We start from the raw sequence: 15170 nt of genomic DNA, 5'->3' as shown, positions 1-15170 counted from the left end.
TGGGGCGTCAAGAGATCTGACAGAAGGCGCAGTTGGGTAAAGCGGCGGTCACGCCCCATCCGGGCGGCGGGCGGTGGTGAGCACCCCCGTGAACGCGGCGAGAAACGGGCTGTCGTGGGCTCCGGCGGCCTGCGCCTCCAGCCACGACCGGAGTTCCTCGTGCCGACCGGGCTCCCGTTCCAGGGCGAGGAGCAGGGTGTCGTGCACGATGCCGCGCCACACCGGTTCGTTCACGGAGAAGGAATACGGGACGGCCGCCACCTCCGCCATTCCGCGCGCCGCCAGCTCCAGCGGGATCTTTCGCCCCGCCAGCGGCTGGGGGAGCGCACGCTCCAGCAGATCGTCCAGGGGGCGCACCAGCGCGTCGTCGTCACGCCCGGCCGACAGCATGGTGGCACCGTAATCGAGTTCGAACAGCACCAGGCGCCCACCGGGGCGTACGAGGCGAACCAGCAGATCCAGCAGCTCACCGAAGAGCGGATGCGGCGCGTACATCAGCACCCGCTCGGTGCGGACCGCGTCGTACGAACCCTCCTCCAGCTCCGACGTCTCGAGAGCCGCGTGGAGCCACGAGAGGTTGGGCGGCGACGGGACGGCGCGCTGCCGGGCCGTGTCCAGCAGGTCCGGATTCTTGTCCAGCCCGGTGAAGCGGGCGTCCGGGTACCGACGGGCCAGTCGGGCCACCTCCAGCCCGATGCCGCACCCGGCGTCAAGTACGCGCATCCCGGGGCGAATGCCGAGTGAACGGCGCATGGCCCGGTGGATCGCCCGCACCCCCGGCAGCCGGTCCACTCCGTCCAGGAAACCGGTCAGGGCGGCCGAGCCCGCGCGCAGCGGGTCGCGGAACCCTTCGTGCAGGTCGGCCTTCGGGGCGTCGGTCATGGCTGGTCCTCACGGCGTCGGTAAGGAAGCTGGGACGGGTGGAGCCATTCGCCCCAACGGTAGCCCGCGAGGCCCCGATTCGGCCGGTCCCCGGACGCCGTGTGTGAAGGGGGTGTGATCGCCGGACCCTGCCTGCTCAGCGGGGCGGCGGATGACCTTAGACTGCCCTCGTCTTCAAGTCGATCAGGAGCACCACATGCAACGCCGCCTCGCCCCCGCCCTCGCTCTCGTGGCCGTGACCGCCCTCGCACTCACCGGGTGCGCACAGGACTTCGAGAAAGGGCCGGAGGGGAAGGTCACCGAGAAGGTGAAGGACGGGAAGAAGTTCTATCTGGTCGTCGATCCCGCTAAGGGGGGCGAGGAGAAGAAGTTCCGGGTCAGCAAGTACGACTACCACGACTGCAACCGGGGCTCGAAGTACCCCAAGTGCATCGACGATTAGTCCTATTCGAACCGCGCGGTGTCGCCCGCTCCCCGGCGTACGATCCGGGCCTCGCCGTCGGAGAAGTCGATGACCGTGGTCGGCTCGGTGCCGCAGTCGCCCGAGTCGACCACGGCGTCCACCACATGGTCGAGCCGCTCCTTGATCTCCCAGCCCTGCGTCATCGGCTCGTCCTCGCCGGGCAGCAGCAGGGTGCTGGACAGTAGTGGCTCGCCGATCTCGGCGAGCAGCGCCTGAGTGACGGCGTGGTCCGGAATCCGCACCCCGACCGTCTTCTTCTTCGGATGCGGCAGCGCCCGCGGCACGTCCTTCGTCGCGGGCAGGATGAAGGTGTAGCTGCCGGGCGTCGCCGCCTTGATCGCGCGGAACACATCCTTGTCGATGTGCACGAACTGACCCAGCTGCGCGAAATCCTGGCACACGAGGGTGAAGTGGTGACGGTCGTCGAGATTACGGATCGACCGGATCCGGCTGATGCCGTCGCGGTTGCCCATCTGGCAGCCCAGCGCGAAGCAGGAGTCCGTCGGGTAGGCGACAAGCGCGCCGGAGCGGATCCTGTCGGCCACATTGCTGATCGTGCGCGCTTGAGGATTGTCGGGGTGCACATCGAAGTACTTCGCCATCCGCCGAGCGTAATCGATCGCCGGGAACATGCGCAGAGCGATGATCCGGAAAGGGCGCGGGGAGCCGTGCCGGTCCGGTCGCTCACCCCGTGACCGGCAGCCTCTGCTCGCACCAGATGGTCTTTCCGGCGGTGGTCTGGCGCGTCCCCCAGTTGTGGCTGAGCTGGGCGACGAGCACCAGGCCGCGGCCGCCCTCGTCGTAGGCGAGGGTGCGGCGCAGATGGGGCGTGGTGCTGCTGGCGTCGGACACCTCGCAGATCAGCTTGCGGTCGCGGATCAGCCGCAGCCGGATCGGCGCGGCGCCGTAGCGGATGGCATTGGTGACCAGCTCGCTGACCAGCAGCTCGGTGACGAAGACCAGATCCCACAGCCCCCATGCGTCGAGCTGCTCCACGGCCAGCTTCCGGGCCTGTACGACCAGGGCAGGGTCGTCGGCGATGTCCCAGCCGGCGACCCGGTCGGGGGCCAGGGCGAGGGTACGGGCGAGCAGCAGGGTGATGTCGTCCGCCGGGCGGTCGGCCGCCAGTGTGCGCAGAACGGTGTCGCAGGCCGTGCTCAGCGATGCGTCCGGCACCGACAGCGTGTCGCACAGCTTGGTCAGCCCCGCGTCGATGTCGCGGTCCCTCGCCCGCACCAGACCGTCGGAGTACAGGGCGAGAACGCTGCCCGCGGCCAGGTCCAGCTCGGTGGTCTCGAACGGGAGGCCGCCCACTCCGAGGGGCGGGCCGGTGAAGCCGCACACCAGATCGGCCCGGCCGCCGGGGGTGACGAGGACGGGCAGCGGATGACCGGCCGAGGCCAGCGCGCAGTGCCGGGAGACCGGGTCGTACACCGCGTACAGACAGGTCGCTCCCACCTCGCCGGTGGTCGCCGTGTCGGTGTCCTCCTCGTCCTCTTCGGCCCCTTCGGCCGTGTTATCCCGCTCGTCATCGGTGAGGTGGATGACCAGGTCGTCGAGATAGGTGAGGAGCTCGTCGGGCGGGAGGTCGACATCGGCCAGGGTGCGCACGGCGGTGCGCAGCCGTCCCATGGTGGCGGAGGCGTTGAGGCCGTGGCCGACCACATCCCCGACGACGAGCGCCACACGGCTGCCGGACAGCGGGATCACATCGAACCAGTCGCCGCCCACTCCGGCCCGCGAATCCGCCGGAAGATAACGGGACGCCACCTCGACGGCCGTCTGCCGGGGCAGATGCCGGGGCAGCAGATTGCGCTGGAGCGCCAGGGCGGTGGCCCGCTCACGGGTGTAACGGCGCGCGTTGTCGATGGCCGCGGCGGCCTTGGCGGCCAGCTCCCCGGCGTCGGACAGGTCGCTGTCGGTGAAGGGCCGGGTGTCCCGCGTACGCCAGAAGGCCACCATCCCCAGCACGCTGCCCCGCGCCCGCAGCGGAGCCGTGATCAGCGAGCGCATGCCGTGGTCCAATACTGCCCCGGCGGGCTCGGGGACCAGCGCCTGCCAGTCGACGCAGGCCCGCAGATCGGGTTCGATCCTCGCCCGCCCGCAGGGCGAACCGCGGGCCAGTGGATCGCACAGGGCAAGCCGGGGCGGCCCGCCCACGGGGAGCAGCGGATGGTCGCGGCGGACCCCGGCCACGGCCACCCGGCGCACCTGTGTGGCGCCCTCCGAGGGCATCTCCTCCCCGGCCAGGACGCACACCGCCAGATCGACGGTGACGAAGTCGGCGAACCGGCCCACCGCCACCTGTGCCAGCTCCTGCGCGGTCCGCTCCGCGTCGAGGGTTGCGCCGATGGCCGTGCCCGCGTCGTGCAGCAGCTTGAGGCGGTCATGTGCCGACCGCGCCCGATCCCGCTGGCTCAGGGCGCGCACCGCCAGCTCCGAGACGGCGAGACTGATGACGAGCAGCAGGGCGGCCGTCCAGCCCTCCTGGGCGCTGGTGACGGACAGCGCTCCCCACGGGCGGGTCAGGAAGAAGTCGAACCAGAGGGTGGCCGACAGCGCCGCGACCACTCCGGCACTCCGGTACCCCAGGGCGGCCACGGCCACCACCACCGCCACCAGCACGAGAGCCGCGTCGGTCCGGGGGAAGATGGTACGGAACGGCACCAGCAGCAAGGAAACGATCAGCGGCCCCACCAGGGCGAACGCTATCGCTGTCCGGATGTTGCTCAGCCAGCGCACACCAAGCCACTTACCCACCCGAATGCGGATTTACCGCATCGGGCACGGGGCGGTTCGGGGTCGGGGACGGTCCTCCGCGAGGGCCCGGTCGAGTTGCTCGGTGCGGAAGCCGCTGCGCACGGCCCACCCGTAGCTGACCAGCGCGAGGGCGACGACCGCGAGCAGGTCGTACGGCTCGCCCAGCGGTGGCGTGGCGAGGGGGCCGAACGCGCCGTAATGGGAGACCGCCAGGACGGCGAGGAGCGTGGCGATCAGCCAGACACCGGCGTCCAGATGACGGCGTCCCTCCGCGGTGCTGGCTGCCCTCAGCGCGGCGAGGAACAGCGCCACGGTCGCCACCATGGCCCCCATGTACCAGGGGAAGTCCCAGCTGTCCGGCCGCCGGGCCCCGCTGACGTGCATGAACCAGCCTCCGCGCACGGTGACCGCGACCCAGGCCACGAGGAACGCGGTGGACAGGGCCCACCCCGTGCCACGGCGGACCCAGCCACTGCGCACCGAGGTGTAGGCGCCGTACACGGCGAGCCCGGCGAAGGCGATGATGAGCAGCTGGACGAGCGCGGAGAACCCGGCGGCGTAGACGATGAACAGCCCGGCGGCGTAGCCGGTGGGCGCCCACAGCCGGATGGCGGGCAGCCGCCACGTGCCGGGGAGGTCCGGCGCGGTGCGGCGCAGGACGGGCAGGATGGCACTGCCCATGAGATAGCTGAGCACCAGCCCGGCGGAGACGACGGAGACGAGCTGGTACCAGCTGGGGAAGGGCAGCAGGAACAGCGCGCTCACGACGAGTGCGGTGATCAGCGAGATCCAGGGGATGCCGTACCGGTTGACCTTGGCCAGGGGCGCGGGGGCGTAGGCGTCGACGCCGAAGGCGTAGGAGGCGCGGGCGGCGCTGCCCAGGGTGACCCAGCCGTTTCCGGCGGGGGAGACGGCGGCGTCGATGAGCAACACGGTGGCGAACGAGCCGAACCCGGCGGCGCCCAGCGCGGAGAACAGGGGAGAGGACGCCCAGTCGCTGCTGGTCAGCCCCGCCCAGTCGCCCGGGGCCAGGCCCGCGTCCTTCCAGTCGAGAGCGCCCAGGAAGCCGATCTGGAGCCCGAGGTAGATGACCATGGGGATGAGGATGGATCCGATGACGGCGAGGGGGGATGTCGCGCCGTGGGTTGCGCGCCTCACCGCCGTAGTCGAGGACCTGGCGGGAGCCGAGGTAGCCGAAGGCGATGCCACCGATGGCCAGGGCGTGGACGATGCCACCGGGTCCGGTGGGGAGGAAGCCGCCGTGGGCGTGGAAGTTCCTTCCCTCGAAGGCGGAGAACAGCAGGATGAAGGTGGCGACGGGAACCACCACCTTCCACACCGTCACCCACGTGTTGACCTTGGCCAGCAGCCGGACCCCGAAGAGGTTGAGCACGAAGAACATCAGCAGGAGGGCGACGCCGCCCAGGATTCCGGCCGGCCAGTCGAGGACGGTCGTTCCGCTGTCGATCCGGACCAGATGGAGCTGCGGGTAGCGGCCACCGAGGTACGTCAGGACGGCCTGGGCCTCGACGGCCGGAAGACAGACGGTGCCGATCCAGTAGCCCCAGCCCGTCACCCACCCCGCGAACGCGCCGTGGGAGAGGGCGGGGTAGCGGACGATGCCGCCGGAACGGGGGAAGAGCGTGCCCAGCTCGATCCAGGTCAGGGAGACGATGACGAAGAGGATCGCGCCGATGATCCAGGAGAGGACGGCGGCGGGACCGGCCACGGAGGCCGAGGAGAGGACGGCGAACAGCCAGCCCGAGCCGATCTGGGTGCTGACCCCGAGCAGGGTGAGCTGCCACAGGCCGAGGCTGCGGTGGAGCTTGCCGTCGGGGCTTCTCGCCCCGTCCGACGGGGCGGTTAGGGTAGTCACGAATCCTCCCAGGGGATTCAGCGGCCCTGTCTCATTGGCGTGAGGTGTGGTGGGCCGCGGGACCGATGTGTCCGAGGGGACGGCCTCCTGGCCGGGAGGCCGCCCCCGCTCGGAAGATGGTGGGCGCGGGGTCCGCGCCGGTGGGCTCAGCCGCTCGTGAAGACCAGGTCGTGCCAGGACTTCCGCGGTGCGCCGGTGGTTTCGGACATCACGTGCTTGACGTTCGTGTAGTCCTCGAAGGAGTAGGCGGACATGTCCTTGCCGAAGCCGGACGCCTTGTATCCCCCGTGCGGCATCTCGCTGATGATCGGGATGTGGTCGTTGATCCACACACAGCCCGCCTGGATCTCGCGGGACGCGCGCTGGGCCCGGAAGACGCTGCCGGTCCAGGCCGAGGCGGCCAGCCCGTAGGGGGTGTCGTTGGCAAGCCGGATGGCGTCGTCGTCCGTGTCGAACGGCAGGCAGACGAGGACCGGGCCGAAGATCTCCTGCTGGACGATCTCCGAGTCCTGGGCGGCCCCGGTGATCAGGGTCGGTTCGTAGTACGCACCCCGGGACAGGGGGCCGCCGGGGATCCGTCCGCCGCGTACGACGGTGGCCCCGCCTTCCCTGGCGCGGTCGACCATCGCGGCCACCCGGTCGCGCTGGCGGAAGGAGATCAGGGAGCCCATGTCGGTGTCGGGGTCGTCGACGGGGCCGAGCCGTACGCGTCCATGAGTTCGGCGACCCGCGCCACGAACGCCTCATACCGGGTGCGGTGGACATAGGCCCGGGTGGCGGCCGTACAGTCCTGGCCGCTGTTGATGAGTGCCCCGGCCACGGCGCCACGGGCGGCGGCCTCCAGGTCGGCGTCCTCGAAGACGACGAAGGGTGCCTTGCCACCGAGTTCGAGGTGGACGCGTTTGACGTCCCCGGCCGCGGTCGCGGCGACCTGGCGTCCCACGGCGGTGGAGCCGGTGAAGGAGACCATGGCCACGTCGGGGTGGCTGACGAGGGCGTGTCCGGCGGTGGCGCCCGTGCCGGTGACGACGTTGATGACACCGTCGGGGACACCGGCTTCCCTGGCGGCCTCGGCGAACATCACCGAGGTCAGCGGGGTCAGCTCGGACGGCTTCAGCACCACGGTATTGCCCGCGGCGACCGCGGGCAGCACCTTCCACGCCGCCATCTGGAGCGGGTAGTTCCATGGGGCGATGGAGCCGATGACACCGAGCGGTTCGCGCCGGATGGTGGAGGTGTGCTCGCCGGAGTACTCACCGGCGGACCTGCCCTCCAGGTTGCGGGCGGCACCGGCGAAGAAGCGGACGTTGTCGATGACGCCGGGTATGTCGAAGCCACGGGCCAGTTTGATGGGTTTGCCGCCGATGCGGGACTCGGTGGCGGCGAGTTCGTCACTGCGCGCCTGGAGGAGGTCCGCCCACCGCAGCATGGCCTCGGACCGCTCCGCGGGGGTGGTGCGCGACCAGTCGCCGAAGGCGTGGCCTGCGGCGGTGACCGCTTCGTGGACGTCCTCGGGGCTTGCGAGCGTCTCGGTGGCGAGGACGTCGCCGGTGGCGGGATTGGTGATGGACACCTGTTCCGCGGATCCGCCGGTGCGCCGCTTCCCGGCGATGAACTGCTGTCCTGTGCTTGCCATTCAGTGCTCCTGGGGAACGGGTGCGGGAAGGTTGCCGGGGGCGGGTTCCGGGGCCTGTCGGCCCCACAGGTCGCCGAGGACGTAGCCGTGCGGGAAGGGGTCGCTCTCGTCGAGGACGTACTGCGCGAATCCGGTGATCCAGCCGCGGCCGCTGATCGACGGAAGCACGGCCTCGTAGGGGCCGACCCGGGTGGTTCCGGTGAGCGTGCCGGTGAAGGTGGTGCCGAGCATGCCCTCGTGGACGAAGGGCGTCCTCAGCGGCAGTTTTCCCCGGGCGTGGAGGGCGGCCATGCGGCCGCAGGTCCCGGTGCCGCACGGCGAGCGGTCCAGCGACCCGGTCCAGGTGGCCGGGTCGGTGAGGCTCACCTCCCCGTTGGGCAGGACGACCGCGTTGCGGCCCGAGACCCCGGGGGTCGGCGACGGGCCGTGGATCATCACGAGCGCCACCTGGTCGATCTCGGGGCGCAGCGGATGGCTCACCGGGAACTGCCGCTGCGCGGCGGTGCGCAGCACGGCACCGGCCCGGGTGATGGCCTTTGCCTGGCCGGGCTCCAGGGTGATGCCCAGATCGGCGGCCGCGGCCTGGACGAAGAACTGGCCGCCGAAGACGATGTCGACCGGCACCCGGCCGTACTCGGGCAGGTCCAGCACGTGGTCCAGGGCCACCGCGAAGGCGGGCACGTTCTCGAAGGTGACCCGGGTGACCTTGCCCCGCGACACCTCGGCACGGGCCGTGACCGGTCCGGCCGCGGTGTCCACGGTCAGTTCGGTGACCGGTTCCGTCACCGGTAGCGCCTGGGTCTCCAGCAGGGCCGTCACCGCGCAGATGAGGTTGGAGCCCGACATGGGCCGGAAGCCGCCCTGTTCCAGCACCACCAGACCGAAGTCGGCGGCGGGGTCGGTGGGCGGCAGGACGAGGACGCCGCACATGCCGGGGTAGCCGCGTGGTTCGCGGAGCAGCAGCCGGCGCAGGGGGTCGAGGTGTTCACGGCAGTACCGGAGCCGCTCCGCCATGGTGGCGCCCTTGACGTGCAGATGGCTGCCGATCAGGACGCGCCCGGGTTCCCCCTCGGCGTGTACGTCGATCGCGTGGATGCGCGGGGCGTACGTCATCGGGCGGCCAGGGTGTCCTGGGTGTCCTCGGCGACGGACTCGCCCGCGGCGACCAGCAGCGCGCGGAGTTCGTCGCGGTGGCGTGGGGCCAGCGGGAGCACGGGCCGCCGGGTCGGTCCCGCGCTGTGGCCGATGAGATCGAGACCGGTCTTGATGGCACAGGCGTAGTTGTGGGATTCCAGGAACTGGCAGATCGGGAAGATCTTCGCCCACAGCTCCCGTCCGGCCTTCGGATCGCCCCGGACGGCGAGGGCGTCGTACAGGTCGGCGCACAGGCGCGGAATCACACTGGCGGTGCCCCACACCCCCGCCGTGGCGCCACTGGCGAGTGCGGCGAAGGTGAGGGTGTCCCAGCCGTTGAGCGCGGTGATGTCCCGCGCGTGGTGCTGCGTCACGGCGGTGAACCGCGGGAAGTCGCCGCCGGTGTCCTTGAACGAGGTCACCCCGGTTTCCCCGGCCAGCCGGGCGAATTGCTCGGGGGTCAGGTCCACGCCGGTGGCGGCGGGGATGTTGTAGTACATGACCGGGATGCCGATGGCCTGCGACACCGCGCCGTAGTGCGCCAGCAACTCCTCCCAGGACGGGGTGTCGTAGAAGGGCGGGACCACCATCACGGCTGCGGCGCCCGCTTGTTCGGCGTGTGCGCTCAGCTCCACGGTCTCGGCGGTGCTGAGCGCGCCGGTGCCCGCGACGACCGGGACCCGCCCCGCGGCGGCCTCGACGTACAGCTCGGTCACGCGCTTGCGCTCCGCGGTGCTCAGGGTGGTGAACTCACCCGTGCTGCCACCGGGCACGAGACCGCTGATGCCGCCGGAGACGATGTGCTCGGTCTGGCGCCGGACACCCTCGGCGTCCACGGCGGATCCGTCCGCGGTCAGCGGTGTGACAACGGCGGCGAGGATGCCGGTGAACTGCGGGGCATGCATGGAATCTCCTCAACTCTGAGGCTGCTGGGGGGACTTCTGGGGGGCTCGCATGAGATGGACGAGTTCTTCCGCACTCGACCGGATGTGCAGGTCCACTTCGGCGCGGACGCGTGTCGCGTCGCCGGATTCGATGACCTCGACCAGCCGCCGGTGCAGTTCGAGGTCGCGTTGCGGGTCGTCACGGGTGAGCTGGTCGACCGTCATGGCCATCCGGATCTGCGCGGCGACCAACGGCCAGATCTTGGTCAGCATCGCGTTGCCCGACGCCAGCCACAGCGTGCGGTGGAACTCCAGGTGGGTGAGGTCCGCCGCCACCGGGTCCGCCCGCCGCACGGCGGCTTCGTGGTCGTCCAGGGCCTGCCGCAGAGCCGCCACCCCCGCACCCTGAGGGTCCTCGGCCAGCCGGAGCGCGGCCATGGCTTCCAGGGAGACACGGACATCGGCGAGGTCGAGCAGCACCTCGGGGCTGGTCTCCGCCACGCGGATCCCCTTGTACGGCTCCTGGACCAGGGCCCCCTCGTGGATGAGGGCGTGCAGGGCTTCCCGCAGCGTCGGACGGCTCACGTTCAGCACGGCGGCGAGCTCGACCTCCTTCACCCGCTGGCCCGGGGCGAGTTCCCCGGCCAGCAGCGCCCGGCGGATCGCCTCGACGACCTCTTCCTTGCGGGTGCCGCCGCTGACCGGCCGCAGCGCCCGGTGCGCGGACCCTGCCGCCGAAGTTGCGTCCGGCTGAGCCATGTGAGTACCCCTCGATCTGTGCTGACGGCGGATGTCCGCCCCGACGTGCCCCATCCTCGCCCGGGCGGGCGGGCGGGGCGGTGGCGTCATCCGCGGGTGAAACGGCCGGGTGAGACGGCTTCCGCCACGGGGGGAGTCCGCCGACCGGTGATGGCCTCGGTGATGATCTCCGCGGTCGCGGGGGCCAGGGTGAGCCCCAGCATTCCGTGGCCGGAGGCGACGTAGACGTTGTCCAGCGGGTCGAGCCGCCCGATGACGGGCAGCCCGTCGGGGGTCATGGGCCGCAGACCCGCCCAGGGGGCCGCCTCTCCCGCGGGGGCGCCCCAGTCGGTGAACGCCTCGGTGGCGGCGCGTTTGATGGCGGCGATACGACGCGGCCTGATCTTCTCGTCCAGGCCGCCGAACTCCATCGTCCCGGCCAGCCGCACCATCCCGTTCAGCGGCGTCACGGCGACCCGGGCGTCCTCCAGCGTGAGCGAGGTGCGCAGCCGGACGGGGGCGGGGGAGTAGTCGACGCTGTAGCCCTTGCCCGGCCGGATGGGCAGCGGGACGCCCAGCTGGCGGGACACCCGGCCGGTCCACACCCCGGCGGCCAGCAGCAGCGTGTCCCCGGTGACCTCACCCCGGTCGGTCAGCACGCCCGTCACCCCGTCGCCGCGCCGCAGGACGCGCCGTACCGGAGTGTGTTCGTGGATCACCACCCCCAGCTCCCGGCAGCGCTTGACCAGCCCACGGGTGAGGGAGTCCGGTTCCACCTGGCGGTCGTCGGGGAAGTACAGGCCGTGGCGGATCCGGTGGGACAGCGCGGGCTCCCGGACGCGGACCTCGTCCCCGTGCAGCCGCTCCGGGACCATGCCGAAGTGCTCGAAGACGTCGAGCGCGCCGAGCTGTTCCGCGTAGCGTTTCCGGCTCTCGAAGGCCAGCAGGACACCGGCCTTGTGCATCTCGAAGCCGATGCCGTCCTCGGCCCAGCCGTCCAGGAGGTCCAGGGTGCCCTCGGCCAGCCGGAGATGGGTCTCCAGACCGTTCCGGAAGGCCCGGTCGGTGCAGTGGGCGGCCATGCCCAGCATGAACTTCACGAAGCCCGGAGCGAGCGAGGGCCTGATGTACAGCGGGCTGTCCGGCTTCAGCATCCACCGCAGCGACTGGAGGACGACGCCGGGAGCCGGGACGGGGCCGCTTTCGGCGAGGGCGATCTTGGCCGCGTTGCCGTGCGAGGCGGCCTGCCCCGCGCCCCGGGCCTCCAGGACCACCACCTCGCAACCGCTTCTGGCCAGGCGGTACGCGCCGGCCAAACCGACGACACCGGCCCCGACCACGATGATGCGCATGGAGTCGCGTCCCTCCTGAGGTCCATCGTTCGGACTGCAGATTGTCAAACAATCTGCATCGAGCACGCTAGGCGGGGCGTTCCGTGACGGTCAATAAGGCGGCACGAAGTTGTTGTGGTGCCATATGCGAATGGGGCCCGTCATGGCTGACGGGCCCCATTCGCATATCCCGTGTCCTCACTCCAGGGTGTAGACCTGCCCCGTCTGGCCGCCCTCGACCGACCGGACGTAGGCCTGGGCCACCTCGGCGAGGTCCACCGGCCGGATGCCGGGGAAGAAGTCCCCGTACTTCTCCAGGGATTCGGTGAAGACGGTCGGGCTGATCGCGTTGATCCGCTGCGGGGCGATCTCGATGGCCGCGGCGCGTACGAACGCCTCGACGGCGCCGTTGGCCATCGACGCCGCGCTGCTCGTGGGGATCGGGTCGCGCCCCAGCACCCCCGTGATCAGCGTGAACGAGCCGCGCTCCGCGACACGGGGGACGCCCTGCCGCACCAGCTCGATCTGGGTCAGCACCTTCCCGTGGAAGGCGGACCGATAGTCCTCGGGGCTCATCTCCAGGACCGGCTTGTACGGGACGTCGCCCGCCGTGCCNCCGGCTTGTACGGGACGTCGCCCGCCGTGCCCACCACGGCGCCCACCGACCCCGCGCGCTCGTACATCTCCGTGACCTGCGCGGGATCCGCGATGTCGTACCGCAGATCACCGCTGGTCCGCCCGACGGTGATGACCTCGTGGCCGCGTCCGGTCAGCGCCTCGCCAACGGCCGTACCCAGCTTGCCGGTTGCTCCGATCAGAAGGATCTTCATGGCCGGGACGCTACGCGTGGCCCCTCGGCGAGGGAAATGTTCGCCGCGCGCCATCTATGCTCCGGGGTTATGAACGTGGAGCTGCGGCACCTGCGCGTGCTGGCCGCGATCGGGGACGAAGGCACCTTCACCGACGCGGCGGCGGTCCTGCGCATCAGCCAGCCCGCCGTATCCCGCACGCTCGACCAGCTGGAACGCCGGACCGGCACCCAGCTGGTCGAACGCACCACCCGCCACCTCGCCCTCACCGACGCCGGAAGACGGCTCTGGGAACACGCACACCGCATCCTGAGCCAGGTGGAGACCGCCCTCGCCGACGTCACGACCGGTTCGGGTCCGCTGCGGGTCGGATTCGCCTGGGCCGCGCTCGGCCGCCACACGGTGCCGCTGCTGCGCGGCTGGCGCCAGGACCACCCGGACACCCCGGTCCAGGTCCACCGCCGGGACGACCCGGAGACCGCGCTGCGCCACGGGCAGGTCGACGTGGCGTTCCTGCGGACGGAGCCGTCGGTGAGCACCGGCCTGCGGTCCTTCCCCCTCTACGGCGAACGCCGCGTGGCCGCCGTGCCCGAGACCGACCCGCTGGCGCACCTCCCGGCCGTGCGGCTGGCCGACCTCGCCACCCGGGCCGTCGCGCTCTGCGCCACCGCCGGCACCACCACCGCCGACCTCTGGCCGCGCGGAGCCCGCCCACGGACCTTCGACGTCGCCAACGTCGACGAGTGGCTGACCGCCATCGCGGTCGGCGACGCCGTGGGGGTCACCGCCGAGGGCACCGAACACAGCCACCCGCACCCCGGCATCCGGTATCTCCCGGTGTCCGACGCCCCGCCCCTCACCGTCCACCTGGTCCTGCCCGACGCCCCCACGCACCCCGCGTCCCACGCCTTCCACGACCATGTGACACGGCTTCTCCTGGCGTGACGAGGCGTCAGACGGTGGCCACCAGCAGATCCTCTCCGCTCGACGGGCGGAGGCCGTCGGCGCGGTCGGCGAAGTAACGCCCGGCGTGCGACGCCCCCGACACATGGCGGGCGTCCCGGAAACCGGCTTCGCCGGCCAGGGCCAGCATCTCCTGCGGGGTGTAGAAGCTGAGGAACGGCGTTCCGGAGGCTCGCGCGCCTTCCTCGCTGGCCCGGAGGCCGGGGCGGTCGCCTTCGTCGACGAGTTCGGTCGGCAGCAGGAACGTCATGGCGAGTGTCGAACCGGGGGCGAGCCCGGCGATCCTGCGCAGGGTGGCGGTGGTGGCGTCCTTGGTGAGGTACATGCTGACGCCGGTGGAGACGATGACCGCCGGTCGCCCGGGATCGAAACCGGCGGCGGCCAGCCGCTCCAGCCAGGATCCGCCCGCCTCGAAGTCGAACGGCACCAGGTGCAGCCATTCCGGGATGCCGTAGCCGAGTTCGGCCAGGCGGCGGCGCTTCCAGGCCTGGGGGCCGGGCTGGTCGACCTCGAAGATCCGCAGCCGGGAGGCGAGCTCCGGCCTGCGCTGGGCGAAGGTGTCCAGACCGGCGCCCAGGATGACGTACTGGCCCACCCCGCGCCCGGCCTGCTCGGCGATCAGGTCCTCGATGAACCGGGCGCGCGCCACCATGGCCGCCCGGAACCCGCTGGTGGTTCGCGGGTCCATGTCCGGCCGGTCCCGCCAGTCGTCCGCGGGAGCCGCCAGCCGCAGCCCGATCTCGTCCTCGACCACATGTGGGGGTGCGTCGACCCGGACGTGCAGGGCCCGCCAGAGTGCGGTCCGCACGGCGGTGCTGTCCGGCGCCTCGATCTGCTCGTCTGCCATGGTGTTCCCCTTCGCCGTGGCTCAGTTCCCGGCGGGAGCCTGGAGGCTCCACACGCGCCCGTCGGGATCGCGGACGGTCATCTCCTTGGTCCCGTAATGCGTGTCCTCGAACGGCGTGACCACCTCGACGGCCGCCGGATCGGGGCGGAACGCGTCCGCGTCGGACACCTTCAGCACGATCCGCGTCTCGGGCTCCTGGTCCTCGGGGACCTCGGCGATGAACACGTACGGCCCGTCGCCGTTGCGGAGTTGGCCGGAGCTGTGGTCCGTCGCGAACTCCAGCTCGTAGCCGAGGGTCTGGAAGAACTTGGCCGCCTTGCCCCAGTTGTGTGTCGTCAGGAACACGGCCTCGATGCCTTCGGTCGCCATGTCAGGTCTCCTGTTCGCTCGATTGCTGCCCGGATTCGTCGGCGTCGTCGAGATAGGCGCGCAGCGCGTCCGCGACCAGCGCCGACAACGACATGCCCGACTCGATGGCGCGGTACTTGACCTGCTTGATCAGTCCGATCGGCAGGTACACGTTGAACTGCTTGACGTCCTCATCACCCACATCAAGGATGCTAGCATCCTAGCAAGCTAGGTCATCGGGTGAACGTGGCGTGAGGTGCTTCACAATGAAGGGTGACGCGTGGCGAACTGGGTACGCGCGCCATGATCACCACGTGGAACACCGAAGTGATCGGTACAGGTAGAGCATCGTTGGAAGGAGGGCGACATGTCGTCGAAGCGACGTCGCAAGAAGAAGGCCCGTCGTAAGAACGGCGCCAACCACGGCAGCCGCCCCCAGTCCTGATCTGAGGCGCTCTGCCGCGTGGCAATGAGGGGCCCCGGTGCGCACGGCGCACCG

Annotated in this window: 14 protein-coding genes and 3 pseudogenes; 3 read left to right on the top strand and 14 right to left on the bottom strand. The window is 71.0% G+C overall.

The features are described 5' to 3' along the window. Positions 1-48: 48 nt before the first annotated feature. The gene (locus tag EEJ42_RS19380) at positions 49-882 is read right to left on the bottom strand and encodes a methyltransferase domain-containing protein (protein ID WP_123101218.1); all 834 of its coding nucleotides are present in this window, start codon (positions 880-882) and stop codon (positions 49-51) included. Between the two features lie 196 nt (positions 883-1078). Between EEJ42_RS19380 and EEJ42_RS19375 the strand changes: the two genes are divergently transcribed. Continuing rightward, positions 1079-1324, top strand: a complete 246-nt coding sequence (locus EEJ42_RS19375) for a hypothetical protein (RefSeq protein ID WP_039936264.1) — start codon at positions 1079-1081, stop codon at positions 1322-1324. Between the two features lie 2 nt (positions 1325-1326). Here the strand turns inward: EEJ42_RS19375 and EEJ42_RS19370 are convergent, their stop codons facing one another. The 10 genes and pseudogenes from EEJ42_RS19370 to EEJ42_RS54680 all read right to left on the bottom strand — a co-directional run bounded on the left by EEJ42_RS19370 (position 1327) and on the right by EEJ42_RS54680 (position 12534). After that, on the bottom strand, positions 1327-1947 hold the full coding sequence (locus EEJ42_RS19370) for an L-threonylcarbamoyladenylate synthase (protein ID WP_123101244.1): 621 nt from the start codon (positions 1945-1947) through the stop codon (positions 1327-1329). 82 nt (positions 1948-2029) lie between these two features. After that, complete coding sequence (locus EEJ42_RS19365; RefSeq protein WP_123101216.1) at positions 2030-4105, bottom strand: SpoIIE family protein phosphatase; 2076 nt, start codon at positions 4103-4105, stop codon at positions 2030-2032. 12 nt (positions 4106-4117) lie between these two features. Next, complete coding sequence (locus EEJ42_RS51885; protein WP_221179389.1) at positions 4118-5200, bottom strand: APC family permease; 1083 nt, start codon at positions 5198-5200, stop codon at positions 4118-4120. Between the two features lie 91 nt (positions 5201-5291). Further along, positions 5292-5981: pseudogene (locus EEJ42_RS54685) on the bottom strand (APC family permease); the annotation flags it as partial. Between the two features lie 146 nt (positions 5982-6127). Then, positions 6128-7617, bottom strand: a pseudogene (locus EEJ42_RS19355) (gamma-aminobutyraldehyde dehydrogenase). Then, a complete protein-coding gene (locus EEJ42_RS19350) occupies positions 7618-8730 on the bottom strand; it encodes a proline racemase family protein (RefSeq protein ID WP_123101214.1) in 1113 nt (370 codons plus the stop codon). Beyond that, a complete protein-coding gene (locus EEJ42_RS19345) occupies positions 8727-9656 on the bottom strand; it encodes a dihydrodipicolinate synthase family protein (RefSeq protein WP_123101212.1) in 930 nt (309 codons plus the stop codon). The genes EEJ42_RS19350 and EEJ42_RS19345 overlap by 4 nt, the downstream gene beginning before the upstream one ends. A 9-nt stretch (positions 9657-9665) precedes the next feature. Next, positions 9666-10394: a GntR family transcriptional regulator gene (locus tag EEJ42_RS19340; protein WP_184503165.1), complete on the bottom strand. Its 729-nt coding sequence runs from the start codon at positions 10392-10394 to the stop codon at positions 9666-9668. Between the two features lie 86 nt (positions 10395-10480). Beyond that, a complete protein-coding gene (locus EEJ42_RS19335; RefSeq protein WP_123101208.1) occupies positions 10481-11725 on the bottom strand; it encodes an NAD(P)/FAD-dependent oxidoreductase in 1245 nt (414 codons plus the stop codon). A gap of 177 nt (positions 11726-11902) precedes the next feature. Next, a pseudogene (locus tag EEJ42_RS54680) lies at positions 11903-12534 on the bottom strand (short chain dehydrogenase). Positions 12535-12603: 69 nt separating this feature from the next. On the opposite strand from EEJ42_RS54680, the gene EEJ42_RS19325 reads away from it, so the two are divergent. Next, a complete protein-coding gene (locus EEJ42_RS19325; RefSeq protein ID WP_123101206.1) occupies positions 12604-13458 on the top strand; it encodes a LysR family transcriptional regulator in 855 nt (284 codons plus the stop codon). 7 nt (positions 13459-13465) lie between these two features. Here EEJ42_RS19325 and EEJ42_RS19320 read toward each other — a convergent pair whose 3' ends face one another. The 3 genes from EEJ42_RS19320 to EEJ42_RS19310 are packed head-to-tail and all read right to left on the bottom strand — an operon-like array spanning position 13466 to position 14873. Further along, positions 13466-14323 carry a class I SAM-dependent methyltransferase gene (locus tag EEJ42_RS19320; protein ID WP_123101204.1) on the bottom strand — a complete coding sequence of 286 codons (858 nt, stop codon included), beginning with the start codon at positions 14321-14323 and terminating at the stop codon, positions 13466-13468. A gap of 21 nt (positions 14324-14344) precedes the next feature. Continuing rightward, entirely contained in the window at positions 14345-14692 is a 348-nt protein-coding gene (locus tag EEJ42_RS19315; protein ID WP_123101202.1) for a VOC family protein, read from the bottom strand. Position 14693: 1 nt separating this feature from the next. Next, positions 14694-14873, bottom strand: a complete 180-nt coding sequence (locus EEJ42_RS19310; protein WP_009712330.1) for a ribbon-helix-helix protein, CopG family — start codon at positions 14871-14873, stop codon at positions 14694-14696. 165 nt (positions 14874-15038) lie between these two features. Between EEJ42_RS19310 and EEJ42_RS54675 the strand changes: the two genes are divergently transcribed. Then, positions 15039-15116, top strand: coding sequence for a 50S ribosomal protein bL37 (locus tag EEJ42_RS54675; protein ID WP_370443954.1), 78 nt, complete (start codon positions 15039-15041; stop codon positions 15114-15116). The last annotated feature ends 54 nt before the right edge of the window (positions 15117-15170 follow it).

Origin of the sequence: Streptomyces botrytidirepellens (assembly GCF_003721215.1) — a bacterium.
Classification (GTDB): Bacteria; Actinomycetota; Actinomycetes; order Streptomycetales; family Streptomycetaceae; genus Streptomyces; species Streptomyces himastatinicus.
Note: the sequence above shows the minus strand (reverse complement) of the source record. Positions and strands in the feature narration are given on the sequence as shown.

Coding starts and splice junctions, on each gene's coding strand:
- EEJ42_RS19380 (WP_123101218.1), bottom strand. CDS start 882: ATGACCGACGCCCCGAAGGCCGACCTGCACGAAGGGTTCCGCGACCCG.
- EEJ42_RS19375 (WP_039936264.1), top strand. CDS start 1,079: ATGCAACGCCGCCTCGCCCCCGCCCTCGCTCTCGTGGCCGTGACCGCC.
- EEJ42_RS19370 (WP_123101244.1), bottom strand. CDS start 1,947: ATGGCGAAGTACTTCGATGTGCACCCCGACAATCCTCAAGCGCGCACG.
- EEJ42_RS51885 (WP_221179389.1), bottom strand. CDS start 5,200: ATGGTCATCTACCTCGGGCTCCAGATCGGCTTCCTGGGCGCTCTCGAC.
- EEJ42_RS19350 (WP_123101214.1), bottom strand. CDS start 8,730: ATGACGTACGCCCCGCGCATCCACGCGATCGACGTACACGCCGAGGGG.
- EEJ42_RS19345 (WP_123101212.1), bottom strand. CDS start 9,656: ATGCATGCCCCGCAGTTCACCGGCATCCTCGCCGCCGTTGTCACACCG.
- EEJ42_RS19340 (WP_184503165.1), bottom strand. CDS start 10,394: ATGGCTCAGCCGGACGCAACTTCGGCGGCAGGGTCCGCGCACCGGGCG.
- EEJ42_RS19335 (WP_123101208.1), bottom strand. CDS start 11,725: ATGCGCATCATCGTGGTCGGGGCCGGTGTCGTCGGTTTGGCCGGCGCG.
- EEJ42_RS19325 (WP_123101206.1), top strand. CDS start 12,604: ATGAACGTGGAGCTGCGGCACCTGCGCGTGCTGGCCGCGATCGGGGAC.
- EEJ42_RS19320 (WP_123101204.1), bottom strand. CDS start 14,323: ATGGCAGACGAGCAGATCGAGGCGCCGGACAGCACCGCCGTGCGGACC.
- EEJ42_RS19315 (WP_123101202.1), bottom strand. CDS start 14,692: ATGGCGACCGAAGGCATCGAGGCCGTGTTCCTGACGACACACAACTGG.
- EEJ42_RS54675 (WP_370443954.1), top strand. CDS start 15,039: ATGTCGTCGAAGCGACGTCGCAAGAAGAAGGCCCGTCGTAAGAACGGC.